Consider the following 25,227-nt stretch of genomic DNA (forward strand, 5'->3'; position numbering starts at 1 on the left):
TTTTTATTCTTCGGAGTTATTGACGTTACCCGTTTTCGATGTTATATTGTGCATACACGATATGCACAATTTTTTTGAGGAGGTACCGCATGCTGGCGTTAGATATTCGAAACCTAAATAAGAAATACCCGAGCTTTGAGCTCAAGGATGTTTCGTTTCAGTTGGAGAAGGGGTACATCATGGGCTTTATCGGGGTCAACGGGGCGGGGAAAACCACCACGATCAAATCGATTTTGAATATGACTCATATTGATAGCGGCGAGGTTCATATTCTGGGGAGAAACATGAACGACCACGAGCTTGAATTGAAACAGGACATCGGATTCACCTTCGGCGGCATCGATTTTTACACGCGCAGTAAAATCAAGACGTTGACCGATACCATCAAGAAGTTCTATCGAAATTGGGACGATGAAACGTATTCCTACTATCTGCGGAGATTCAAATTGGATGAAAATAAGAAGATCGCCGATCTGTCGACGGGGATGAAGGTCAAATACAGCCTTGCTCTTGCCTTGTCCCACGGGGCAAAGCTCCTGATCCTCGACGAGCCGACAAGCGGGCTTGATCCAGCCTCGCGAGACGATCTGCTGGACATTTTCCAGGAGTTGATCGTTGACGGCGAAGTCAGCATTCTTTTCTCCACGCATATTACCTCCGACTTGGAGAAGTGTGCGGATTACATTACTTTTATTTCAGGTGGGCAAATTATTCTTAGTTGCGAGAAGGAAGAATTCAAGGAATCTTATTTCTTGTTGAACGGTTCCGCGAGCGAATTGGACCGGGTGAAGGACCAGATGATCGCTTATAAGACGAATTCGTTTGGGTTTACGGGATTGATTCACGCAAGCGACTTCGATCCGTCCTGCGGCATAAAATCCGCTACGCCAAGCCTCGAGGATATTTTGATTTATTATACGAAGAAGGGGGAGCCAATCCATGGTTAACTTGATTAAGAAAGACATCAAGCTGGGCGTACATCCCCTGTTCCTGATCATGCCGCTGTTGACTGGCGCTTTAATGTTCATTCCCGGCTGGATCTATTTCATTGTTATCCTGTATTTCTGCTGGATCACCGTACCGAATATGTTTAACCAATTTCGATCGCAAAATGATTTGATGTTTACCTCGATGATGCCTGTCACGAAACGGGACATCGTGAAAGCGCGGGTATTCGTGGTCGCTGGATTGGAACTGATGCATATTGTGGTAGCCTTGATCTTTGGGATGATTTCCTCGCGGATCTATCCGGACTTGACCTACATTTTCTTCCCGCCGAATTTGGGTTTCTTCGGTTTGTGTTTTGCCATGCTGGCGATCTTTAACCTCGTCTTTATTCCGATGTATTACAAGACGGCGTACAAGTTCGGCATGGCGCTGCTCGGTTCCACCGTGGCCGCAACGCTGTTCGCCGGGATCACCCAGTGGGTCGGGATTCAGAACGGGGCGATGAACCGCATTTTCTATGGTACAGAAGCGAATAGCGTGGCGCTTCAAGCCTATATTCTGATCGCGGGAATCTTGATCTTCCTAGCACTTACCGCTATTGCCTACCGGATGGCGGTCAAACGCTTCCTTCAAGTGGAGATCCAATGAACGTAGCGATTTCGAACACTTCGGAGAAACCGATTTATCAGCAGCTGTTTGAGCAAATCAGCGCTCAAATCTTGAAGGGCGAGCTGGAGAGCGGCTACAGTCTACCGCCGATCCGTCAAGCCGCTCATGAGCTGCGGGTCAGCGTCATCACCGTCAAGAAGGCATGGGAAGAACTTGAACGGCGTGGTTTGATCCATACGGTCACCGGCAAAGGCTGCTTTGTGGCCGAATTCTCGCCTGACGAGATGCTGCGTATCCGAAATGAAATGGTTACAGAACAAATGGCAGGCGAGGTGTCCTTTTACAAGTCCTTTGGTCTCACCTTGGATGAAGTGATTGAGTTGTTGAAAAAGGTTTATTGATTTCGGATATCAAGATGCAAAAAGAGATCTGCCCCATCGCGGGCAGATCTCTTCTTTGTTATTAACCTAACCGATATAAACGAACCCCATGCGGCGGCACCGTAGTTCGAAGTTTGCCTGCCGCCGCAAGTTCTGCAGGAATACCGCTCCACAGCTCGGTGCCTGCGGCGGCTCCCGGCAGCCCGATCCGCTCCAGCGGGAGGTCTAGCGGCAGCTGGCTCTCGCCGACATTGAATACGGTGGCATAGTTGAACCCTTCGGGATGTTCGGCCGTCCAAACGATAAGGTCGTCTTCCCGGACCGCTTCCTTGGCTCCTCGGCTCTCCCGGTGCATGCGCAGCACCTCCCGGTTGGTCAGCAGCGAGAGGGTCCATTCGTCGTTATCCCGCAATTCTCCGCCAAAGATGAGCGGCGAGCGGAAGATGCTCCAGAGCGACATCATCGTCAACTGCTCATCCTTTGTGAACCGGGTCCAACGGTTCGCCCCGCCGCCATCCACCGAGCGGATGCCGATGTGACCGAGCGGCAGCATGTCGCAGTCCGGCCACGAGCCGGCTTGCGGCACGCCTTGCCAGGCCCGGCAGCGGTCGAACATGTCCCGCAGAAGCGGCCACTGGTCCCAGAAGTCGTCCGTCATCCGCCACATGTTGGCATGCTGGGCGAAGAAGGCCGAGGATTCCACCGGAGCCGGCCCGGGGGACAGGCTCAGCACCATAGGCCGGCCGCAGCGCTTCATCGCTTCGGAGATCATCGCGATTTCCGGTTGGTGGGTGCCATATAGTCTGGAAGCCGCAATGTCGTCCACTTTTACCAGGTCAACGCCCCACGAGGCGTACAATTCAAAGAGCGAATCGTAATAGGCTTGCGCCCCCTCCTTTGAAGCATCCACGCCGTACATATCTGTATTCCAGGGACAGATGGAGTTCGTATGCGCAATGTCGCGAGCCGTCGCGGTTGTGCCCAGGATGGGCGCAGCGGCGTGAACGGCTTGGCGCGGGATGCCGCGCATGATATGAATGCCGAATCGAAGCCCGAGGTCATGCACAAAGTCAGCTAACGGCTTGAAGCCTTGGCCGCTCGCCGCGGAGGGGAAGCGGTTCTCGGCGGGCATGAGCCGGGAGTACTCGTCCATCACGAGCGGAACAAACGGCCGATATTGCGAAGATTGGGCCCCCGGTTCATACCATTGAATATCGACGGTGATATAGCTCCAGCCATAAGCTTTGAGATGCTTCGCCATGTATTCCGCATTGCCTCGAATCTCTTCTTCCGTGACGGCCGCGCCATAACAGTCCCAGCTGTTCCAGCCCAGCGGCGGCGTAGGCGCAATAAGCGATTGGTCCATTTCATAAGCTCCTTTACAGATGATTATTGCTCTGTCCATGTTCATCTTAGAGAAGGAGTAGTGCGATATCTATAGTAACTTAACAACGGGGATAGTAAAATATTGCGGTCAATCGAAGAACAGCTTGCGATAAACCAGGCTTTCGCCCCCGCTGCGGAACTCTCCAGGTGTAAGCCCCGTCAAGCTTCGGAACGCTTTGATCAAATAACTTCCGCTGGAGTAGCCGATCTGCCCGGCGATCGTCTCAATATTAAGTGAGGTTCCGCGAAGCAGCTCCATCGCTTTCTCGATACGGACCCGGGTCAGGTAAGCGCCCGGCGTTAGTCCCGTACTGGCCGAAAACTGGCGGATCAAGTGGTATTTGGATAGGGAGACCTGCTCGGAAAGCTGATCGATGCTGACCATCTGTGCATAATGGCTTTCGATAAACTCCGCGGCGCGCTGGATGTTCTCCGGCCAGTTCTCCCGTTCTTTCCGCGTCGAGACCTGCATTCTGGCCAGTTCCGTCGCAAACTGGTAAACGCAAGATGACGCGATGAAGGGATCGGAGATTCGGCCCGCCCCCGCATCGGCGACGATCATTCGCGACAACCGGACCGGAGCGGAATCCGCGGGAAGAAAGGGGACTACTCCGGCTTCGCGAAGGAATTTGCGCCAAAGGGGCAAAACAGGATCCGGCCGAAACAGCAGGAAAAGGAACTCCCACGGCGTTGTGGACTCCGGGGGGAAGTAATACCGATGAGGCCCCGGAATTTCGGCGAGGAACGCTTGTCCAGCGGTAACGCGGTATGACCGGTCCTCTAACTCAAACACGCCTTCACCGGAGAACGTGTACTGGAACAGCAGCAAAGGCCCGTCGGTCCGCTCCAATCCGTCCCATCGATAAGTGGGATCGGTGATCGAATCGAAGCCGGCGGCAAATAATACGCAGAGTTGAAGCTCTTGATCTTCAGCGAATCTGAAGCCGTAGGTCCCTTTGGGAATGTCCATAGGGATCCTCCTTCCTCCTTCGGGAATGAATAACCCTGCCATGGGAATGGAACGATAAGGCCATTATCCCATAACTTAAAAGGAGAAAAAACACGGTGGACAAACAAATGGAGTACGGGAGCGACTATAAATATATCCCTGCCACTTCGGTAGGAAGCGGTCTGGGCGTTGAGGTGCTGCCGGATGTGTATTGCCATACCCTCCAAATCGTGAATATTTGCCTTGTGGGGAATCCGAAATCGCAGGAGTTTGTACTGGTGGATGCAGGCATGCCCGGATCGGCGGACGAGATCGTCTCCGTTACGGAAGCTCGATATGGAGCCGGCCGCCCCCCCAAAGCCATCCTTTTGACGCATGGCCATTTTGATCATGTGGGCGCGGTGATCGAGCTGGTTGAGCGCTGGAACGTGCCCGTATACGCTCATGAATTGGAAATCCCCTATTTGACGGGACAAAAAAGTTACCCGGAACCGGATCCCACCGTAGAAGGCGGGTTGATTGCCAAAATGTCCCCTTTGTTCCCCAATGAGCCTATTCAGCTGGGGAATCAGGTTCAACCGCTTCCGCCGGACGGGAGCGTGCCGCATTTAGCCGGTTTTCGCTGGATTCACACTCCGGGGCATACGCCGGGGCATGTGTCGTTATTCAGGGACGAAGATCGCGCATTAATTGCGGCGGACGCCTTCGTAACGGTCAGGCAGGATTCGCTATATAAAGTGCTGACGCAGGAAATGGAAATCAGCGGTCCACCCAGATATCTGACGACCGATTGGACGGCGGCTTGGGAATCCGTAAAGAAATTAGCGGCTTTACAGCCTGCGGTTGCCATTACCGGACATGGCAGGCCTGTATCCGGCCCGGAATTGACGGACGGCCTGCAGAAACTGGCGAACGAGTTCGACCGTATCGCCATCCCGGATTACGGAAAATACGTGAAGCATTGAGCTTCCGGAACTCCGTCGGCGTCGTTCCGCATCGTCCTCTTAGAACAAAGCCGGTGATTGCTGCTGCAATCGCCGGCTTTTGCATGAATGAGGTGCTTAAGAAGTAAACATAAGGAATCCAAATTATGCAAGGGTGAAGGTTACGCCGGTTAACATCTCGCTCAGTTCCCATAACCGGCGGGCCGAGGATTCATTGACGGCCCAAGGGGACACACCGGTTACGTTGAGGGTCCCGACATCCTCAGCGGGAATCAGGGGGGCGATATCCACGTTTTGGCAGTAGACGCCTCCCTTGCCATCAAGCTGCGGACTAACCGCGCACCACACCTGGGTCGCCGCTCCCTCCGGCACGGACTTGCGTTCATCCGAATAATCAGTATAGGCCCGGCGGCCTTCGGCATCAAGAGCACCCATGGCTTTCATTTCTTCGTCGGTGAGATGCCGGGACAATTCCGTGACGATCGATCCCGGATGGACCGAGAATGCGCGTACCCCATGATCGCGGCCTCGTTGATCCAGTTCCAACGCGAATAAGACATTCGCCGTCTTGGACTGCCCGTAAGCCTCCCACTTGTCGTAGGGGCGATGCCGATAGTTTGGATCCTCGAAGTTTACGTTGCCCAATCGATGCCCGCCGGAGGAAACAGAGACGACCCGCGCCCCGTTGGCCCGTTTCAAAGCGGGCCATAACCGGGCGGCGAGTTGAAAGTGGCCCAAATGATTGGTGGAGAACTGCAGCTCGTATCCTCGACCGTCACGTTGCTCCGGCGTAGCCATAATTCCGGCGCTGTGGATCAAGATGTGCAGGGGACGTCCCGATTCCACGAATCGGCGGGCGAAGCCGTCTATGGATTCCGGGTCGGTCAAGTCGAGCTGCTCCAGTTCTGCTCCGGGAATGGAGGCGACGGCTTTACGGCTTTTGTCCGGCGTCCGAGCCGGGATGACGACCTTAGCGCCGGCGTTTGCCAGGACTCGCGAAGTTTCCAGGCCAAGACCGGAATAACCTCCCGTGACGATCGCGACCTTCCCTCGCAAATCCATACCTCGAATGATCTCCTCCGCCGTCGTTCGCGGGCCGTATCCCGATGGGAGCGGCCGCTGCGGTGTGCGTTCCAGGTTGCCAGTTAAGTTCACTCGGATCTCCTCCTCTTATTTTCCGTCTTTGATATCTTGAAAATGCTCCAGCTTGAAACCGATGATCTGAAGCGTCTCCTTTAATTCATCGATCTGCCGTTCTATGGATTGCCGGTGCTCGTCCAGCAAATCGTAACACCCCGTTTCGTCCTGCTCGTTGTAACGGCGGATGTATTCGCGGATTTTTTTCAACGGCATATGGGTTCGTTTAAGGTGCGAGACAAACCGGATTTTGCCGATATCCATGCTGGTGTACATCCGTTGGCGGCCGCCGCCCCGTTCGGGGGAGCCGAGGAGATCGATTTTCTCGTAGAAACGCAGCGTATCGGCGGTAAGGCCGGTTTGCTCCACAACCTCGGAGATAGTGTAAGTTCGTTGCTCGTTTTGGTCCATGAAAAACTCCTTTCCCGCGGGATCGAAGGCCGCAGCATCAACATTACCGCTTAGAGTATACTCCAAGTCAAGCGCATATCCCTTCTCCTGCACGCATATGGCGGAAAATCTTCTTTTCACGGAGAATTGTCCCTTGTACGAAAAAATGGTTGGCTGGATTCGCTGGATGATCTATCCAAAACAGGTGGAAATGTACGCCAAACGACGAAGTGTACCTAGGCGGGACCTTCGGCAATTTTCTATACTCATCGCGAAGGAAACGCGAACCAAATGTGGGAATACCAAGGGTGTTTTCACGTGGGCGATGGTCAGGGCGGATCAGGAGATGATTCAACCGATCGTTTTGAAAGCGTTGCCAAAATGCAGGCCTGGCGCAGATAGGGGGGGAGAGCACCGAATTTCACTGGACCACGAACAGGGACACCTATTCTACCAAAGGAGATGAATTGATGATCCGTTTGTTGCAAAAGACGATGACTTGCTTGTTGGCGGCAGCCATTACGCTAGTGCCCTCTGCTTATCTTGGACCGGATAGCATGGTGGCTCATGCCGCCGATAATGGCCTCGCGATGAAGCCTTACATGGGCTGGAGCAGCTACAGCCTGCAGGTGTACGACGGGCCGGAGGGGAACTGGACCTCGGAAGCGAAGCTGAAAATGATCTCCGATGCCATGCACGAGAAGCTGCAAGCCCACGGATACGAATACATCAATATCGACGCCGGCTGGAACGGCAGCATGGACGAATACGGCCGGCCGCTTCCGAGCGAAACGTTATATCCGAACGGTTTTGAGAATTTGGTGGATTATATTCATAACAACGGGCAGAAGGTCGGGATCTACCTGATACCGGGTTTGTCCAAGGAAGCTTACCGGCTTAACCTGCCGATTTACGGAACGGAATACCATATGCAAGACATCGCCGCCCAGCCGCTCCGGCAAGCGGACTATTGGGACATCGATTACAAGATCGATTTCTCCAAGCCGGGGGCGCAGGAATACATTCATTCGATCGCCGATCTGATCGCCTCCTGGGGCGTCGACTTTGTGAAGTTCGACAGCGTGACCCCGGGGTCCGGCCATAACGACCTGTCGATCGACGCGCGCGATGACGTGAAAGCTTGGTCCACTGCGCTGTCCAAGCACGGGATCTGGCTGGAGCTGTCCTGGGCGCTGGACCATAACTACGTGGACTTTTGGAAAAAATATGCCAACGGCTGGCGCGTCAATTGGGACGTGGAGGCTTATGACCGCAACATCGGCATGACGCAGTGGGCGAACATCGCCCGGCTGTTTCCGGATGCCGCTTTATGGTGGCGTGACGCCGGGCCCGGCGGCTGGAACGATTTCGACTCCCTGAATGTCGGCAACGGGCAAACGTCCGGCTTGACCCGGGACGAGCGGCAGACGGCGACGACATTGTGGGCGATCGCCAGCGCGCAATTCTATACCGGCGATGATTTAACCAACCTGGACAGCTATGGCCTTGAGCTGTTGACCAACGATGAGGTCATCGCCGTCAACCAAGCCGGCCGCCCGGCACATCCCGTATCGATGGCTACCAATCAGCAGGTGTGGTATGCCAATAACGGGGACGGAACGTATACCGTTGCCTTGTTCAACCTCGGCAACAAAGGCGCTGCGATGGACGTCAAATGGAGCGACATCGGGCTGGACGGCGCGGCTTCCGTCCGCGATTTGTGGAGCCATACGGAGCTCGGCCAGTTTGCGGCCGGCATGGACGACATTGATTTGGAGCCGCATGCTTCGCGCTTGTTTAAAGTAACGGCGAAGAACGGGACATCCAAAGTCAATGATGACGATACCGGCGTGAAATATGCCGGAACGTGGACGCGCAACGGCGGTAAAGAACTGGTGCAGGACGCGCAGGACCTGAACGTGACGATCGTCGATTCGAGCGCGGCCGCGCCAGGGAACGCGGTAGTAAATGACGTGGCTGCGGGCAATGAAGACACTAGAGGGGAAACCTCGGAGCAGGCAGCATCTGGTTCGACCGCCGCAGAGGCGGGCGAGCATTGGGTGATCCTCAACGACAACCACCCGTCGGTGACGTACGATACTTACGGAAGCGGCGGCAGCTGGGGATACAGCTCGGGAAGAAATCCCGACTGGAATGATTATTTAGGCGACGTTCATTACGGGGAAAAAGGCGAGGTACGCTTTGAACTTGCGTTTAAAGGTACGGGCGTAGATTTTCTGACCGAAACGGCTGAATCTGGCGGTGACATCGACATCTATCTGGATGGCGAATTCAAAGAAACGGTAAGCGCCAATGCCCCGATTCAACAGGGACAGATCCCGATTTACAGCGTACGGAACCTGCCGTTCGGCGAGCATACGGTCTCCGGCGTGATGAAGGGCGGGAGCTACCTGATCGTCGACGGGTTCAAGGTTTACGCGGACAGCTTGCTTGGGGCAACGACGGCCGGCTTTGAAACGACAAACCCGCAAGACGTTCCCGTTTCGCTGCCGCTGGGAGGAGATACATTGACCCGTATTGCGAACGGTTCAGCGGAACTGGTGCGTAACACGGATTATACGGTTTCCGGTGACAACGTCACGATCAAGAAAGCGTATTTGGCCCAACAGCCGCCCGGCCCGCTTGCCTTGACGTTTGGCTTTGCCGGCGGCGACACGCAGACGTTTACGGTGGACATCACCGGACCGGCGATCGTGAACAGCACGATCCATCCGAAGAAGGCGGAGTTTGATCAGAAAGCATCCGCGCAAGCCAATGTCACGACCACGATGACCTTAAACGGCAATACGCTGGTCAGCATCGCCAACGGGGCGGAAGCCTTGGCCGAAGGGACGGATTTTTCGATCGAAGGGGATACGGTCCGCATCCATGCGTCGTACTTGGCCGCGCAGCCAACCGGCGCAACGGAGCTGACGTTCCAGTTCAGCGCCGGGCTGCCGCAAACGCTCACGATCGATATCGTAAATACGTCCGGCCGTTTCCTCATGATCAACAACAACGATCCAGGCATTCGATATACCGGGTCCTGGAACCGCAGCACGGGGCGCAACTTCGGCGATTACCAGGATGACGTGCATTATGCCGAGACGAACGGCGATTTCCTGGAATACACCTTCAAGGGTACCGGGATCCAATACATCACGGAAATCGACCCTTCCCAGGGAGAAGTCGACGTTTATCTGGACGGCGCATTCGCGGGTACCGTGGATACCCGTGCCGATGCCAGACAACCGATGCAAGCGGTCTACAGCGTTTCCGGATTGTCCGATAGTCTGCATACCCTCAAGCTGGTGAAGAAATCGGGCCGCTTCATGCTGCTGGACGCGCTCAAGGTGCAAATTCCCGACCTGATTAACCTCACCGGAGCGACATTCGATAAGAATCTGTCCGCCCAGGACGACATTGAAGTCGAAGTGCTCGGCGGCATCGGGAATCTCGGGAGCATTCGGAACGGTCAAGTGCCGTTGGTCGAGGGCACGGACTACATCGTAACGGGGAACATCGTGACGATCAAGAAGGAATACCTTGCCGCACAGGCATCGGGAAGCTTGAAGCTGACGTTCCACATCAAAGGCGATTATTACGATGACGTGCATGCGACAGAGGCGAATGGGGATTCCTTCGAGTATACGTTTAAAGGAACGGGCATTGATTTGCATATGCCCAAAGGTCCGGCCCTAGGGGAAATGGAGGTTTACATCGACGGGCAACTGAAAGCAACCGTAGACGCCTATGCCGAGTCCCGCAGCGCCCAGCATCCGTTGTTCGGCATCTCCAACCTGCCGGCCGGCCAGCATACGGTCAAAGTGGTAAAAAAATCCGGCGAGCTGATGCTGGCGGATCAGTTGATCTTCCACGTTGCCCCCGGCTCGACGACGCCAACCACGCCAACGAATCCGTCCAACCCGCCGTCGTCCTCATCCGGACCGTCCGGCCCTTCGGCGCCGCCTAGTCCGGCGGGAACGGAAATCGTCCGCGATCCGGCAAATCGGATCCCGGTGGACATCGTTCGGACGACGTTAACCGACGGAACGAAGCGGGATGAAGTCAAACTGAAGGCCGATGCCCAGCTTCGCGCTGCCGTCGACAAGCTGGCGGCCGAAGGCGCCGCTTCGCTGAACCTTACGATTCCGGACGCCAAGGATGAAGTGACCTCCGTCAAGTTCTCGCTCGCCCACGACGTTATCCAGTTGATGACGGAACGAGATCTGGAACTGAAGCTCCAAACGGCAAGCGGAGAGATCACGATTCCGGTATCCTCCTTGCAGGGTTCGACCGGCGATCTGACCGTGACGATCCATCCCGTGAAGACGGCTGACCAAAGCAAGGAAGTCGAAGGACGCGCCAATAAGGCCGAGTCGGTACTTGCGGCCACAGGGGGGCAAGAGGTGACCGTCATCGGCCGTCCGGTTCAAATCGAAACGAACCTGCAGAACCATGAGGTAGAGCTCATTCTGCCGCTGACCGGCTCGGCGCTGAACGATGCGGACCCGTCCAAACTGGGGGTGTACATCGAACACTCCGACGGGACGACGGAGTTTCTGACCGGGGAGGTTGTTCCTTTGGGGAACGGCAAAGGGTTGAAATTCAAGGTAGACCATTTCAGCACCTTCGCCCTGGTGAAAACGGCCGAAGCGTTGTCGTCAACGCATAACTCCTATATCAGCGGCTATCCGGGTGGGCTGTTCAAACCGGAGAACCGCATCACCCGTGCGGAGATGGCCGCCATGCTGTCCAAGGCCGTCGGCCTGAAGGAGACGACGGAGGCGTTAGGCTTCAGCGATGTTTCGGCAGGCTATTGGGCTGCCGAGGCGATTGCCAAAGCCTCCCGCATGGGCTTGATGCAAGGATACGCCGATGGCAGCTTCAAGCCGGAACAACCGGTCACGCGGGCGGAAATCACGGCCATCGCCGTGAAGTTCATGAAGTCGGCCGCGGGGCAGGGCACCGGCTTCTCCGACACCGCCGGCCATTGGGCGGAGGAGGCGATCCGGTCCGCCCAAGCGGCAGGGATCGTTAGCGGCTATGCCGACGGCAAGTTCCGACCGGCGGCTTTCATCACGCGGGCCGAGGCAGTGACCGTGATCAACCGGGCATTGGGCCGGGGGCCGCTGTTCGGAAGCAGCGATGAGCTCCCGGTTTGGCGCGACGTACCGCAGGACCACTGGGCTTTCCACGATATCGCCGAGGCGTCGACGGAACATGTGGCGAAGCCGAGAGCGGAGGGCGGAGAAGAGCTGAGCAAATAAAAAAAGGGGAGCACCTCCGGCTTAATGCAGCCGGGAGGTGCTCCCCTGCTTTGCTTATTTATACGGATCGATCGTTTGGATCGTGCCGTCCGGGTTGTAATGCAGCTCGGTGTATTTCACACTGCGCTTGTGGTTCACGCCGCCGGACAACGAGCTGTCATGATAGAACAGGTACCATTTGTCCTGGAATTGCACGATGGAATGGTGCGTGGTCCAGCCGATGACCGGCGTCAGGATTTTGCCTTTAAAGACATAAGGTCCTTGCGGGTTCTTGCTGATCGCATAGACCAGCGTGTGGGTAGTACCGGTCGAGTAGGACAGGTAGTAGTAGCCATTGTATTTATGCACCCAAGGTCCTTCGAAATACCGCCGGTCTTCGTCCCCGGCCAACAGCGGATTTCCGTCTTCGTCAACGATGGAAATCTCCTGCGGCGCCGATTTGAAGCTGAGCATGTCGTCGGTTAATTCGGCGAACTGCGGCCCCAGTGCCGGCGCATCCGGTGCCGGTCCTTCGGCGTCCGGTTTGAAGGTTCCGGTTTGCCATTTCTCCAATTGGCCGCCCCAAAGTCCGCCGAAATACATATAAGCGCGGTTGTCGTCGTCGACGAGTACGGCCGGATCGATGCTGAAGCTGCCGGGAATGTAGCTTTCTTGCGGTGTGAACGGGCCTGCAGGCGAGGAACTGGTCGCTACGCCGATGCGGAAAATGCCATCTTTGTCCCGAGCAGGGAAATAGAGGTAATACGTATTGTTCTTGTATGCCGCATCCGGAGCCCACAGTTGTTGGTTCGCCCAAGGGATATCCCGCAGATGGAGAGCTTCGCCGTGATCGACGCACGGAGAGTTGAAATCGTCCAGCGAGAGGATGTGGTAATCTTCCATCGCGTATTGGTCGCCGTTATCATTGTCGGGACCGTTGTGATCGAGGTCATGGGATGGATAAATATAAATTTTGCCGTCATACACATGGGCGGATGGATCAGCCGTAAAAATGTGCGTAACGAGCGGTTCATTCGGACGTACAGGTTTTTCCACGAGGATTCCCCTTTACCTAGTTAGTTTGTTGACTAAACTTACTAACTTTAATTATACAGAAGCTTGGACAACTATCAAGCTCTTGAAGTTATTTTCTCCGAAATCGTCGGATTTTATTGGAAAACGAAAGGCTTTACCAGCACATATTTCGGCGATTGAGGGAATAGGATCACTGTATGATTATAATGTGGAAAAAATTAACATTAGCATGTCCAGGATAAGGAGTGATTGTCGATGACGGATCGTTTGGATCCATCCGCTTCAAGGCAGCCGGAAAATCATGCTGCCGGGGCATTCGCTGTGCCCGAACCGATAAGGGATGACGGCAGCGGCGCGACCGATACAGGACCTCGGGACGTGATGCGGGATCGCGAAAATCCCGATATGCTGGTTCCTCCGGTGACCGATAACGGACTGATTCCGAATCTGAAATTTTCTTTTTCGGATACGCATATGCAGTTGAACCAAGGGGGCTGGTCGCGGGAAATCACGATTCGGGAGCTGCCGATCGCCACGACGCTGGCAGGGGTGAATATGCGCCTGACGCCGGGAGGCGTGCGGGAGCTGCATTGGCATCAGCAGGCGGAATGGTCGTTCATGATCTCGGGAAAAGCCCGGATCACCGCGGTGGATCAGGATGGAAGAAACTTCATCGCCGATGTAGGCGTCGGGGATTTGTGGTATTTTCCGCCGGGGATTCCCCATTCGATCCAAGGGCTGGAGGAAGGCTGCGAGTTTCTGCTTGTGTTCGATGACGGGCATTTCTCCGATTTGAATACCCTGTCGATTTCAGACTGGTTCGCCCACACGCCTAAGGAGGTGCTGTCGGCGAACTTTGGCGTGCCGCGCAAAGCGTTTGACCATATCCCTGGAAAGCAGGTATACATCTACCAGGACCGCGTTCCGGGGCCGATCGCCAGCCAGAAGGTCACTTCGCCTTACGGGGAGATTCCCGTCAGCTTCAAGCATAGCCTGCTGGCCCAGCAACCGATCCGAACGCCGGGCGGAACCGTGCGCATCGCGGATTCCTCGAACTTTCCCATCGCCAAGACGATTGCGGCCGCCCTCGTGGAAATCAAACCCGGCGCCATGCGGGAAATGCATTGGCACCCGAATAACGACGAATGGCAATATTATTTGTCGGGCAAAGGGCGCATGACGGTGTTCGCCGGAGGCGGCGTCGCCCGCACGTTCAACGTCCGGGCAGGGGATGTGGGGTATGTCCCGTTCGCTTACGGCCACTATATTCAAAATACCGGCGACCGCAGCATCTGGTTCTTGGAAATGTTCCGCAGTGACCGTTTCGCTGATGTGTCGCTGAATCAATGGATGGCGCTGACGCCGCACGAGCTGGTCCAGGACAATCTGCACGTCGGCCCCCTGCTAATGGATGCGCTGCGGAAGCAAAAGTGGCCGGTGGTGGAATACGATCGTCCGGTTAAACCTCACTCATAACCTAAGACTTCCTCCACATCGTCCATTTGCACCACCAGGCGCTGGATCTCGTCCGTATCGCCGCAGCGGGCGGCAATTTGCGGGAGACGAATGCCGAGAACCCGCCGGGATGGAACGGAAAGCGCTAGGCCGAGCTCCGAAACGTCGGAAAACTCCGGCGGTTCTTTGGGCCGTACGAGGTCTTCCAGCAAGACAGATACGCCCGGCAAATCGCCGAAGTCTTCGGCAGCGAACGGCTCAAACGGACCGGAAACCGGGATGTAGAGCGTCTTCGACCAATCCATTTCACCCGGCCGGGCATCGACAATCAGTTGCAACGGCCGGGTGGAATCCGCGTAAAAATCGCAATACGCCGCGATCCGCATCGTCACCGCCCTCCCTGTCCGCCGATTTGCCGCTCCAGTTGGGATAACATGCGCCGGGTCTCCGGCGACCAGCCTTTCTCCGCTTCGCGCTGGCGGCGGGTTGCTTCCTGGGCTGCCGCGATCAGGCTGCCGTGCAGCACCCGCCGCTGGATCTGATCCAGCCGCTGCTCCGCCAGCTCCGGCGGAACTTGGAATTGCTCGGCGATATAAAACACCGCCTCGCTGCGATGGTCCGGCACCGGCAGCTTGGCGAACATATAAAAGGGGATGGCGGCGTAGAGCACGAACTGTTCGGCTTCGGTCTCCTGGGCATGCATGAACAGCTCCGTCATCCGGCGCTGATCCCCGGCATGGCGCAGCACATGGCATAACTCATGAAAGAAGACGACCCGGGCTTGAACCGCCTCCAACCCTTTGTTCAGAAAAATCACGTTCTCCTCGTTATCCGAAAAGGAAGGGTGATTCCCGTAAACCAGCCCGATGCCGAAGGCTTCGGCGATTCGCTCGATGTCGAGATCGGCGGGGGCCGATATCCCATGGTTCAGATATTTGGCGTTCATCCATTGTTCCAGATGGGTCTCATGATAATAGGCATATAACATCCAAATCACCCCGAATCAGAATGTATGTTCGGTTTGTAGTCCGAAATAAGGGCCCTTCAGAATCAGGGCCGTCGTTGCTGGCTTTATATAGGTTGGTTAACTTCGATCTAAATGGATCTACTTCGCTTCGTCCCCGTTCAGCAGCTTCTTCTTCTGCTCCCGGTACGCTTTCAAAGCGGCCTCCATCATGGCGATTTCATCCGCCGTATACGCTTCGGGACCGCCGAAAAAAGACAAGCTCATGCCTTTTTCCGCTGCAGGTGACGGGTCGGGCGTCCGGCCCAGCAAGTAATCGGCGCTGGTATCCAGAGCGTCGACGATATTGCGCAGCACCTCCGGATCCGGCTTGCGGTCGTTCGTCTCGTACCGGGACAATTGCACGACCGAAATGTCCGCTTGGGAGGCCAGGTCCTTTTGCGTGAGCTGACGTTGTTCACGAAGATATTTGATCCGATCGCCTAGCGTTTGCATGGTTACTCCTCTTCCTTGCCGTTTCATTCAGTGTAGCACAAGTTGCCAAATTGGTAAAGAGTAGGCGAATCAAATGGTAAGATTTTATATTGTCAAATTGGTAATAATGCGGCTTGACATTACCGAAATGGCAATCTATAATCAGGATACGGTTACCAAATTGGTAAAAAAGAGGGTGATCTTCTCATTTTCGATTGTTTTTGGACAAGCCTAAGTGAAATGTGAAGCTAATTGATGTTTCCAATACGGTAATTTATTGTTGCGTAGGATGAACTTAAGAGAGGTGAGGATAATGGATATGGCTGCTATTACATCGATCACTTCGGTACTGGCGGCGATTAGCGGAATTGCATTGGGGTGGGCGGGGCGTTCAAAAGCAACTCGGCAGGAAGCTGAGGACGTAGCCGAAGCGGAGGCGATAAGGAAGACGGAAATAGTAAACATCACACGTCTCGTTGATGACATGAAAGTCGAACAAAAGCTGCAAGGCCAGCGATTTGAAGCCTTCTCCGAGCGGCTGACGCGCGTCGAGGAATCGGCCAAACAAGCCCATAAGCGGATCGATCGGCTGGAGGAATAAACGCCCTGTGAATGATTGAGGTATATGGCAGAGTATGCTAAGATAACAATAGAAACAAGGAGGCTGCGCCACAGCCTCCCCGGTACAACACTTGGGTGGGAAACCTCCAAGATAAGACTGCAGAGAATAACCCGCACCTTGGCGCTAACCTGGGCGGGTTATTTTCGTTTATTCAGGTAAGTAAGCAGTGCCAGGACAAACATGCCAAGCATGATCACTTCCGAAAACGAAAATTTCATACGCATCACCTCCCATCCGGAGGCGATACTGTCCCACCCAAGTTCAGTTTTACATGCTAAATTATACCATGAGTCTGCTATCTATCGCAGGCTCTTTTTCTTTTATTCTGAGGTGCCCTGGAATCGGACAAACAAGCGCACAGGCGAATCAGCACCCGTACGGAATAGTATGAATGGAAGGGGTGAAAGTGCATATGGATACACGAAAATACCGAATTGAAAGGCGGTACGTCGCGATCCGGCCGAACGTTAGGCCCGGGACGAGGTTATCGACCGGAACGCCGGAGTTTTTTGTGGCCCATGACTCGGGAAATCCGGGAGCAACGGCGGACAATCACTATGCCTATTTCAACTCGCTAACGAATCGCTCCGCCTCGGCCCATGTGTTTATCGACGATACGAAGATTCTTGAAATCATACCGACCGGCACCGGTCCCGAACCGGCGGAAAAAGCCTGGCACGTGCTGTACGACGTCACGACCGACAATGATTTGTTTGGCTATGATGCCAACGATGCGGCCATCGGAGTGGAATTTTGCTACGGCGGGCGCATAAACTTTATCGAAGCGTACAAGCGGTATGTCTGGTATTTGGCTTATTGCTGCAGCAAATGGAACAAAAATCCTTACGTCTTTATCCCATCCCACCGACAACTGGATCCGGCGAGAAGGAGGGACCCCGATGAGGCTCTGGCCACGGGCGGGAAATCACTGAACCAATTGCTGGACGATGTCTCGACCGAACTCAACGTGGTACGTACCCCTAGCCCGACCCCAAACTCGAGTACGTCGTTTACGCCGCTCCCCGCAACCATCGCGCAGTCGCTGATCGACAACTATGTTTCTCCCGCCTGGTTCGCCTCGCAAACCAAGGGAGATCAGGTCGGAATGACGCATTTTCACAATCTGGCAAACAATCTTCGGGTGGCCTCAGGGATTCCGCTGGCCTCCTCATCCTCTCCCGGTCCGCTGATCCCGCTGCCGAAAAGCAATGCCCAGGAGATCATTTTCCGCTGGCTGTCGCCGGCTTGGTTTAAGGCGCGGGACGAAGGGAATTCGGCACGGGCGCAGCATTTTAACAACCTGGCGAATTATCTGCGCCGGGCCGCGGGCATCCCGGAACAATAACAAGGAGGGAAGTCATGCAAAACGAGATTTTAACCAATGTGTTGGCCTTTGCCTCGGTTTTGTCCGTATTCGTATTAGCTTTGGTCCAACTCGTCAAAACGACCATCAACCTGCCCAAAAACCTGATCCCCTTCATCGGAGTCGTCATCGGCGTATTGGTCGGAGCCGCGGCTTACCCTTTTACGGAAATGGAATTAGTGTTGCGGCTGTGGGCGGGAGGTTTGGCCGGTTTGTCGGCCACCGGGCTATTCGAGCTCGGGAATAACCGTCAGGGGAAGACGAAGGAGAAGGGATGAACCTAGCCCGATTCATTCCCCCCCTGTTTTATTTACCAGTTGAATAAAGAACGTATGTTTGCATATAATACAAACAAACGTTCCTATTTGGAGATGGTACTGGTGAAAAAATACATCGGCCGGACGGTAGAAATCATCTACGTCGACCGTGCGGGCAAGATCACGCAACGGCGGATCGAGGTACACGATGTGCGGGATGGCATAGTTAGGGCAACCTGCCTGACTTCTAACGCGCCTCGGGCTTTTCGAATGGAGAATATTTTGGCTTGGGTTCCCGTGGCAAAAGGACGGCATCATGCTTCCTGAGCCTCTCCTTGTTTTTGGGCCGTTTCGCCTTGGCGAACGGCCCTTTTTGCATTTTTCGGATATTATCGTAAATCCGTGGGATATTTCCTGAACTCCCGGAAGGCTAAGATTACATTAAGCGTACGATGAGTTATGCGCTGTTTTTCGATGGAAATCAGGCTAACGGGAGGGAGCAGCTTTATGGCGAAGGTGGTATATGTGCCGCTGGACGAAAGGCCGTGCAACGAGGAGTTTCCCCGGCAGCTGGCGCGGATGACGGACGTAACGCTCGTCGTTCCGGACCGTTCGATGCTCGGGGACAAGAAACGCCCGGCGGATACGCATGCGATTCGGGAATGGATGATCGAGGCCGCGGAAGGAGCGGATTATGTGCTCGTATCGATCGATCTGCTCGTTTACGGGGGGATCGTGCCGTCCCGGCTGCATCATTTATCTCTGGAGGAGTGCTTGCGCCGGCTGGCCGTTTTAGGAGAAATCAAGCGCCGGTATCCCGGCGTTAAGATCCATGCCTTTAATCTGATCATGCGCGTGCCGAACAACAACAAAGACGAAGAAGAACCGGATTATTACAAATTTCACGGCGGGCAAATTTTCAAATACAGTTACCTGACGGACAAAGCGGAGCAGGAGGTGCTAACTCCGGCGGAACAACGGGAACTGGAAGACGTCACTCGGTTGATCCCTGAAGCCTACTTGAGCGATTTTCTGGAGCGCCGTGCCGTTAACCAGCAAGTGAACCAGCACGCGTTAACCCTGGTTCGCGAAGGCGTGATCGACCATCTGGTCGTCCCGCTGGACGACAATTCCCAATACGGCTTCTCCCGGGCGGAACAGCAAATGATGGTTGGTCGTGTGGTAGCGCTGAACGTGCTGGATAAGGTCCTGATCTACCCGGGCGCCGACGAGGTCGGCTGCACGATGTTTGCCCGCATTTTCGGGGAATTGAAACAGTACAAGCCGGAGATTTTTGTGCGTTATTCTTCAACCCAGGGTCCGCGGATCAAACCGAAATACGAAGATCGCAGCCTAAACGAAAGCGTCAAATCGCATATTACGGCGTCGGGAGCGGTCCTAGCCGACCATTCCGCAGAGACGGATTTAGTGCTCCTCGTCCACTCGCCGGCGGTCGACCAGGCGGGGATGGCCGAGCAAATCCCGTTCCAGGAACGGCATCGCACCTACTTTTCGGAAATCCATTACCGGGAGTTTGCCGAAGCAATGGGGGCCTACTTGCGTAAAGGGAAGCTGGTAGCACTAGGGGACGTGGCGACCTGCAACGGCGGTGATCCGGTGCTGATGAACTTGCTGCAGCAGCAAGGGCTGCTGGACCAATTAACGGCCTACGCCGGCTGGAATACCTCCGGGAACTCGCTGGGGACGGTGGTTGCTCATCTGGTGATCGCTTCGTACTACGCGAATCGATGGACGCAGGGCGAGTTGGCGAAGGCATATGAGGCGAGCCGTGTCTTTTATTACCACCGTCTGGCGGAGGATTTCCTGTATCAATCGCTGGTGCGGCAAGACATGCTGGCGAACGATCTTCCCCGGCTGAGCGCGAGCTACTATGTGCTGGAGCATTGCTTGGAGCAGGCTGAGGCGATTCTGGCGGACAAAATGAACCAAGCGGCGGCGAATTATTTTGCGGATATCCCGGAGAAGGAAGGCAAGATTCGGCTAAGCGGGCTGCATTTTCCGTGGAGGCGCATGTTTGAGGTAGGTTTCGAGCTGACGATCGAAGGATTCGGCGCGCTTCGCAAACAAACATTATAACGTTATATTCTCAAGAGGAATTTTCCGTGTTATGCTAAACCCAATCGTAAGCATGACAACGATCCATTAAAAAGAGGCGAGCATAGTGAAGGAAAAAGTGGTTCTCCATCATCTGAAGAGAGTGAACGGGGAAGAGATCGACATCGTGATCGAGGACGGAAAAATCGCCGAGATCACCGGAGCCGGCCAGGCTCGCGGCGATCAGGAATGGGATGCATCCTCCCTTTATGTATCCAGCGGCTGGATCGATATGCATGTCCACGCTTTTCCGGAATTCGACCCGTATGGCGACGAAATCGATGAGATCGGCGTGAAGCAGGGCGTCACGACGATCGTGGACGCCGGCAGCTGCGGTGCGGACCGGATCGGCGACCTGATGGCGAGCGGCAAATCGTCCGCCACCAACCTGTTGGCGTTCTTGAACATCTCGCGGATCGGGTTGAAACGCGTCGACGAACTGTCCGAGTTGGCCTGGATCGATCGCGATCGGGTCAAAGAAGCGATCTCCGATTACAGCGACTCCATCGTCGGCCTGAAAGCGAGGATCAGCCAAAGCGTGGTCCGGGAGAACGGCGTGGAGCCGCTGCGCATCGCGCGGGAGTTGTCGCTCGAGACGGGACTGCCGTTGATGGTGCATATCGGTTCGGCGCCGCCCGATATCCGGGAGGTGATTCCGCTGCTGCAGCGAAAAGATATCATTACCCATTATCTCAACGGCAAAGCGAACAATCTGTTCGAAGCATCGGGCGAACCGCTCCCGATTTTGACTGAAGCTATCGGGCGAGGCGTGCATCTCGACGTGGGCCACGGCACGGCGAGCTTCTCCTTCCGGGTCGCCGAGGCGGCAAAACGGAACGGCATCAATCCGGATACGATCAGCACCGACATCTACCGGGGCAACCGCCTGAACGGTCCGGTGTACAGCATGGCGAACGTGCTAAGCAAATTCCTCTATCTCGGTTATTCGCTTGAAGAGGTCATCTCGGCGGTGACCTCGCGCGCCGCGCAGTGGCTGGGAAGGCCGGAGCTCGGCCGCATTCGGGTCGGGGACCCGGCCCATTTAACCTTGTTTGCCGTCAAGGAAGAACCGACGGAGTTAACCGATTCGGAAGGAGAACGGCGTGTCTCGAACCGCCATATTGAAGCAAAAGGAGTGATCATCCATGGAAAGTTCATTGAATGCGAAGTACGGGCTTAAGCGCGTCATCAACGCCAGCGGGCGGATGAGCATCCTCGGCGTATCCGCGCCGAGCGATACCGTGATGGAGGCGATGAAGCGGGGCGGCCAAAGTTACGTCGAAATCGCCGATCTCGTAGATAAGGCGGGGGACTATGTCGCCAAACACGTCGGTTCGGAGGCGGCGGTGATCGTGAATTCGGCATCGAGCGGCATCGCCCTGTCGGTAGCGGCGATCGTGACTCGGGGCGACCGGCGCAAGAGCTTGCGTTTGCATCAAGAGGAGATTCCCCGTAACGAAATCCTCATCCTGAAGGGCCATAATGTGCAGTACGGCGCTCCGGTAGAAACGATGGTTTACCTTGGCGGTGGCAAACTAGTGGAGGTCGGCTATGCCAACGAAGGCCGGGCGGAACATCTCGAAGATGCGATCGGCGAAAAAACGGCGGCGATCCTCTACGTGAAATCGCACCATGCCGTGCAGAAGAACATGATCTCCGTCGAAGAAGCGTGGGAGGTGGCGAAAAGGAATAACGTGCCGATGATCGTGGACGCTGCGGCGGAAGAGGACCTGCAGAAGTACGTGAAATTCTCCGATTTGGCGATTTATAGCGGCTCCAAGGCGATCGAAGGCCCGACCTCCGGAATCGTCGCCGGCAAACGCACCTTTATCGAATGGGTGAAGGTGCAGCTGCACGGCATCGGACGGAGCATGAAGGTGGGCAAGGAAACGTCCTTCGGCCTGCTGCAGGCCTTGGACGAGTACGCCGTCAAACCGGATAACAGCGAGCGGGAAAAAGCGGCTTTGCAGACGCTGATGCCCCTCAGCGAACTTACGGGAATCCGGGTTTCGATCGTGCAGGACGAAGCCGGCCGGGCGATTTACCGGGCCCGTGTGCAGGTCGATCCGCAGCAGGCCGGCATCGGCGCGAAGGAAATGGTTCATGCGCTGCAAACCGGAGATATCGCGATTTATACCCGGGATTACGGAGTCAGACAAGGGTATTTCGATATCGATCCGCGCCCGCTGATGGGGGACGATATCCAGGTGATTGCCGAAAAAATACGCGAATTGGCAGGGGGACGTTAAGATGTCGCAGATCGCAAAACGATTTTATAAAAAACGGGTGGCTCTCAATGTATTGGCCAAAGACATTCCGAACGCGAAGGAAGTGTTCGAAGCCGCGGACGGTTACGTTCTCGTCGGGGTTCTTTCCAAGGACTACCCCACGGTCCAGGAAGCCGTAACGGCGATGAAAGCGTACGGCCGGGAAATCGACGACGCGGTGTCGATCGGTCTTGGCGCAGGCGATAACCGCCAGGCGGCGGTCGTTGCGGAAATCGCCAAGCATTATCCCGGCAGCCACATCAATCAGGTGTTCCCGGCTGTGGGGGCAACCCGGGCCAATCTCGGTGCGCAAGACAGCTGGATCAACAGCTTGGTTTCGCCGACGGGCCAAGCGGGATACGTGAACATCTCCACCGGCCCGGTCAGCGCCGCCCAGGAGAAGCAGGCGATCGTTCCGGTCGAAGCGGCGATCGCGCTGGTGCGCGATATGGGCGGCAATGCGCTCAAATACTTCCCGATGCAGGGGCTCAGCCGCGAAGAGGAGCTTCGCGCCGTAGCGGCGGTTTTGTGCCAAGGCGGATTTTGCGCTGGAGCCGACCGGCGGCATCGATCTGGCCAATTTCGAAGCGATCCTGCGGATCGCCTTGGAAGCCGGCGTTCCGCAGGTGATTCCGCACGTCTACACTTCCATCATCGACAAGGCGACCGGCAACACCCGCACCGAAGACGTGCTGCTGTTGACCAAAATCATGAAAAAGCTGGCGGATGCTTATGCCTAAACGCATAGCAGCCTTCGGCGAAGTCATGATGCGCCTGCAGGTGCCGGGTTACGAAACGTTGGCGCAGGGCGATACGTTGAAATATTCCTTTTCGGGCACCGGCGTCAACGTCGCATCGGCCTTGTCCCGTTACGGGCATGCCGGTTCGCTGGTCACGCGGTTGCCGGACAATCCGCTTGGGGACGCCGCTTCCGCCTACCTTCGCAAACTGGGCATCGATACCGCTCGCGTTCTGCGGGGAGGCAAGTACGTTGGCATGTACTTCTTGGAGAACGGCTTTGGCGTGCGGCCCAGCCGCGTGACGTACTCGAACCGGTTGGAAAGCAGCTTTAATACCGCGCCCGAAGGAACCTATGATTTCGAGGAAATCGCCGCCGGCGTCGATGCGGTCCATTTCTGCGGGATTACGCTGGCGATGAACGACGGCGTGCGGGCGCACATGAAATCGTTCGCCGAAGCGGTCAAGCGGCGGGGGGGCATGGTGATTTTCGACTGCAACTACCGTCCGTCCCTTTGGGGGGAAGGCGGATATGCCAAAGCTAAACCGCATTACGAAGCGATGCTGCGGTTGGCGGACATCGTGATGATGAACGAAAAGGACGCGATGCTTACCCTGGGGATGACCACGGCCCGGCAGGAACGGGAGGATCAGCTGGCGGAGCTGATTCCGGCCGTAGCGGAAAGCTACGGCATTTCCGCGATTGCCGGAACGCATCGCCGGATCCACGGCGACAACTCCCACTCGCTGCGCGGGTTTCTGTACAAGGGGGAGCGGTTTGTTTTCTCCGATCGGCTGACCTTTTCCGTCTATGATAGAATAGGGGCGGGGGACGCTTTTGCGAGCGGGATTATCCACGGCGAGCTAGAGGGCTTCGCCCCGGAGCGAACCGTCCGGTTCGCGGCGGCGGCGGGCATGCTGGCGCATACCGTGCCGGGCGATACCCCGATGGCGACGGAGGCGGAAATCCTCCGGGCGATGGAGCAATCCGCCGCCGGCGATGTGGAAAGGTAGGGAACAGGGTCGTGAGTTTGTCCCGCAAAGATAGACCGTTGTATTTGCAAATCAAAAACATCCTGAAGGAACGCATTTTGTACGGCGTTTACCCGCTTGGAGCGAATATCCCTTCTGAGCCTCAGCTGGAGCAAGAATTCGCCGTCAGTAAAATCACCGTCCGCGGCGCGATTCAGGAGCTCGTCCAGGAAGGGTATTTGGAGAAGGGCAGCGGCAAAGGCACTAAAGTGATCCGCAATAAAGCGGCCTCCAAATGGTCCAAGTGGAAGCACTTCACGGAGATCTTAGTGGAGGAAAACCATCAAATCCGCAAGGAATGGCTCCGCGCCGAAACGGTGCAAAACGAGGCGGGCTCCGAGCTCCACGGGCTGTTCGGGGAACGTTGCTTGAAGCTGGAACGCGCGTATTATCTCGATGGCCAGCCGTATATTTTTTACGAGCATTTCGTGAAGACCGCCCGGAAAGAACCGGATCTCGAGGATTTCCGCGATCATTCGCTTTATGAGGTGCTGGAGGAGTGGGGCGTTTCGCTGGACAAGCTCAGGGACGAATTTGCGGTGTCCCTTCCGCCAGCCGAGGCGAAGCGGTTTTTGCGGGTGGCCGACGGCGTGCCCGTGCTGAAGCGCTCGCGGTATTCGCGGGATGTCCAGGGAAGACTGGCCGAATACAGCGTCGGCTACTACAATACGGAGCTGCAAGCTTACATCGTAGATTATGACGCATAACGCGGCTGGTCGATTGAACTCTAGACCCCAGATCGTTGCCCGGAATCGCAACGGTCTGGGGTTTTCTATGTGATAAACCGAATACAATTCGCCAGTTTCGGTGAATTTCGCGGGATATATATGAAATTTCATACAGATTGAAGTCCCAGGGGCACAAAAGTCGTGATTATAGATGAAATTTCGAATAGAATCCGTACTTTTTTGGC

23 protein-coding genes and 1 pseudogene are annotated in these 25,227 nt (G+C 55.7%); 16 read left to right on the forward strand and 8 right to left on the reverse strand.

What is annotated here, in order from left to right; translation table 11 throughout:
• Positions 1 to 89: 89 nt before the first annotated feature.
• Genes MJ257_RS16740 through MJ257_RS16750 form a run of 3 tightly spaced genes read left to right on the forward strand, consistent with a single transcriptional unit; the run spans position 90 to position 1,958 of the window.
• Positions 90 to 947, forward strand: coding sequence for an ABC transporter ATP-binding protein (locus MJ257_RS16740; RefSeq protein ID WP_240270311.1), 858 nt, complete (start codon positions 90 to 92; stop codon positions 945 to 947).
• Entirely contained in the window at positions 940 to 1,596 is a 657-nt protein-coding gene (locus tag MJ257_RS16745; RefSeq protein ID WP_240270312.1) for an ABC-2 transporter permease, read from the forward strand. Before MJ257_RS16740 ends, MJ257_RS16745 begins: the two co-directional genes overlap by 8 nt.
• On the forward strand, positions 1,593 to 1,958 hold the full coding sequence (locus tag MJ257_RS16750) for a GntR family transcriptional regulator (protein ID WP_240270313.1): 366 nt from the start codon (positions 1,593 to 1,595) through the stop codon (positions 1,956 to 1,958). The genes MJ257_RS16745 and MJ257_RS16750 overlap by 4 nt, the downstream gene beginning before the upstream one ends.
• A 61-nt stretch (positions 1,959 to 2,019) precedes the next feature.
• Here the strand turns inward: MJ257_RS16750 and MJ257_RS16755 are convergent, their stop codons facing one another.
• Positions 2,020 to 3,303, reverse strand: coding sequence for a glycoside hydrolase family 27 protein (locus tag MJ257_RS16755; RefSeq protein WP_240270314.1), 1,284 nt, complete (start codon positions 3,301 to 3,303; stop codon positions 2,020 to 2,022).
• A gap of 108 nt (positions 3,304 to 3,411) precedes the next feature.
• The gene (locus tag MJ257_RS16760; RefSeq protein WP_240270315.1) at positions 3,412 to 4,293 is read right to left on the reverse strand and encodes an AraC family transcriptional regulator; all 882 of its coding nucleotides are present in this window, start codon (positions 4,291 to 4,293) and stop codon (positions 3,412 to 3,414) included.
• A 107-nt stretch (positions 4,294 to 4,400) separates the two neighbouring features.
• Between MJ257_RS16760 and MJ257_RS16765 the strand changes: the two genes are divergently transcribed.
• Positions 4,401 to 5,237 carry an MBL fold metallo-hydrolase gene (locus MJ257_RS16765; protein ID WP_275693869.1) on the forward strand — a complete coding sequence of 279 codons (837 nt, stop codon included), beginning with the start codon at positions 4,401 to 4,403 and terminating at the stop codon, positions 5,235 to 5,237.
• 123 nt (positions 5,238 to 5,360) lie between these two features.
• Here the strand turns inward: MJ257_RS16765 and MJ257_RS16770 are convergent, their stop codons facing one another.
• Together MJ257_RS16770 and MJ257_RS16775 are read right to left on the reverse strand one after the other, a co-directional pair.
• A complete protein-coding gene (locus MJ257_RS16770) occupies positions 5,361 to 6,371 on the reverse strand; it encodes an oxidoreductase (protein WP_240270317.1) in 1,011 nt (336 codons plus the stop codon).
• Between the two features lie 15 nt (positions 6,372 to 6,386).
• Entirely contained in the window at positions 6,387 to 6,764 is a 378-nt protein-coding gene (locus tag MJ257_RS16775; protein ID WP_240270318.1) for a MerR family transcriptional regulator, read from the reverse strand.
• Between the two features lie 449 nt (positions 6,765 to 7,213).
• Here MJ257_RS16775 and MJ257_RS16780 point away from each other — a divergent pair, with 449 nt between their 5' ends.
• The gene (locus MJ257_RS16780; protein WP_240270319.1) at positions 7,214 to 12,013 is read left to right on the forward strand and encodes a X2-like carbohydrate binding domain-containing protein; all 4,800 of its coding nucleotides are present in this window, start codon (positions 7,214 to 7,216) and stop codon (positions 12,011 to 12,013) included.
• A gap of 54 nt (positions 12,014 to 12,067) precedes the next feature.
• Here the strand turns inward: MJ257_RS16780 and MJ257_RS16785 are convergent, their stop codons facing one another.
• The gene (locus MJ257_RS16785; protein WP_240270320.1) at positions 12,068 to 13,048 is read right to left on the reverse strand and encodes a glycoside hydrolase family 43 protein; all 981 of its coding nucleotides are present in this window, start codon (positions 13,046 to 13,048) and stop codon (positions 12,068 to 12,070) included.
• Positions 13,049 to 13,282: 234 nt separating this feature from the next.
• Here MJ257_RS16785 and MJ257_RS16790 point away from each other — a divergent pair, with 234 nt between their 5' ends.
• A complete protein-coding gene (locus MJ257_RS16790; protein WP_240270321.1) occupies positions 13,283 to 14,503 on the forward strand; it encodes an oxalate decarboxylase family bicupin in 1,221 nt (406 codons plus the stop codon).
• Here MJ257_RS16790 and MJ257_RS16795 read toward each other — a convergent pair.
• The 3 genes from MJ257_RS16795 to MJ257_RS16805 all read right to left on the reverse strand — a co-directional run bounded on the left by MJ257_RS16795 (position 14,494) and on the right by MJ257_RS16805 (position 15,941).
• Positions 14,494 to 14,868 carry a hypothetical protein gene (locus MJ257_RS16795; RefSeq protein WP_240270322.1) on the reverse strand — a complete coding sequence of 125 codons (375 nt, stop codon included), beginning with the start codon at positions 14,866 to 14,868 and terminating at the stop codon, positions 14,494 to 14,496. The genes MJ257_RS16790 and MJ257_RS16795 overlap by 10 nt on opposite strands.
• Positions 14,869 to 14,870: 2 nt before the next feature.
• Complete coding sequence (locus MJ257_RS16800) at positions 14,871 to 15,470, reverse strand: ImmA/IrrE family metallo-endopeptidase (RefSeq protein ID WP_240270346.1); 600 nt, start codon at positions 15,468 to 15,470, stop codon at positions 14,871 to 14,873.
• A 117-nt stretch (positions 15,471 to 15,587) separates the two neighbouring features.
• Positions 15,588 to 15,941 carry a helix-turn-helix domain-containing protein gene (locus tag MJ257_RS16805; protein WP_059044468.1) on the reverse strand — a complete coding sequence of 118 codons (354 nt, stop codon included), beginning with the start codon at positions 15,939 to 15,941 and terminating at the stop codon, positions 15,588 to 15,590.
• A gap of 298 nt (positions 15,942 to 16,239) precedes the next feature.
• Here MJ257_RS16805 and MJ257_RS16810 point away from each other — a divergent pair, with 298 nt between their 5' ends.
• The 10 genes and pseudogenes from MJ257_RS16810 to MJ257_RS16855 all read left to right on the forward strand — a co-directional run bounded on the left by MJ257_RS16810 (position 16,240) and on the right by MJ257_RS16855 (position 25,021).
• Entirely contained in the window at positions 16,240 to 16,521 is a 282-nt protein-coding gene (locus MJ257_RS16810; RefSeq protein WP_240270323.1) for a hypothetical protein, read from the forward strand.
• 433 nt (positions 16,522 to 16,954) lie between these two features.
• The gene (locus MJ257_RS16815) at positions 16,955 to 17,887 is read left to right on the forward strand and encodes a peptidoglycan recognition protein family protein (RefSeq protein ID WP_240270324.1); all 933 of its coding nucleotides are present in this window, start codon (positions 16,955 to 16,957) and stop codon (positions 17,885 to 17,887) included.
• Between the two features lie 14 nt (positions 17,888 to 17,901).
• The gene (locus MJ257_RS16820; RefSeq protein WP_240270325.1) at positions 17,902 to 18,183 is read left to right on the forward strand and encodes a holin; all 282 of its coding nucleotides are present in this window, start codon (positions 17,902 to 17,904) and stop codon (positions 18,181 to 18,183) included.
• A 93-nt stretch (positions 18,184 to 18,276) separates the two neighbouring features.
• Positions 18,277 to 18,489: a hypothetical protein gene (locus MJ257_RS16825; protein ID WP_372489838.1), complete on the forward strand. Its 213-nt coding sequence runs from the start codon at positions 18,277 to 18,279 to the stop codon at positions 18,487 to 18,489.
• 180 nt (positions 18,490 to 18,669) lie between these two features.
• A complete protein-coding gene (locus MJ257_RS16830; protein ID WP_240270326.1) occupies positions 18,670 to 20,259 on the forward strand; it encodes a DUF4127 family protein in 1,590 nt (529 codons plus the stop codon).
• Between the two features lie 85 nt (positions 20,260 to 20,344).
• Positions 20,345 to 21,457, forward strand: coding sequence for an amidohydrolase/deacetylase family metallohydrolase (locus tag MJ257_RS16835; protein WP_240270327.1), 1,113 nt, complete (start codon positions 20,345 to 20,347; stop codon positions 21,455 to 21,457).
• Positions 21,423 to 22,526 carry a DgaE family pyridoxal phosphate-dependent ammonia lyase gene (locus tag MJ257_RS16840; RefSeq protein ID WP_240270328.1) on the forward strand — a complete coding sequence of 368 codons (1,104 nt, stop codon included), beginning with the start codon at positions 21,423 to 21,425 and terminating at the stop codon, positions 22,524 to 22,526. The genes MJ257_RS16835 and MJ257_RS16840 overlap by 35 nt, the downstream gene beginning before the upstream one ends.
• A 1-nt stretch (position 22,527) precedes the next feature.
• Positions 22,528 to 23,284: pseudogene (gene dagF, locus MJ257_RS16845) on the forward strand (2-dehydro-3-deoxy-phosphogluconate aldolase).
• Positions 23,277 to 24,296 (forward strand): sugar kinase, encoded by a 1,020-nt coding sequence (locus MJ257_RS16850; RefSeq protein ID WP_240270329.1) that lies wholly within the window; start codon positions 23,277 to 23,279, stop codon positions 24,294 to 24,296. The pseudogene dagF and the gene MJ257_RS16850 overlap by 8 nt, the downstream one beginning before the upstream one ends.
• An 11-nt stretch (positions 24,297 to 24,307) precedes the next feature.
• Positions 24,308 to 25,021, forward strand: coding sequence for a GntR family transcriptional regulator (locus tag MJ257_RS16855; protein WP_240270330.1), 714 nt, complete (start codon positions 24,308 to 24,310; stop codon positions 25,019 to 25,021).
• Positions 25,022 to 25,227 lie beyond the last annotated feature (206 nt).

Source organism: Paenibacillus timonensis (genome assembly GCF_022427145.1).
GTDB lineage: Bacteria > Bacillota > Bacilli > Paenibacillales > Paenibacillaceae > Fontibacillus > Fontibacillus timonensis.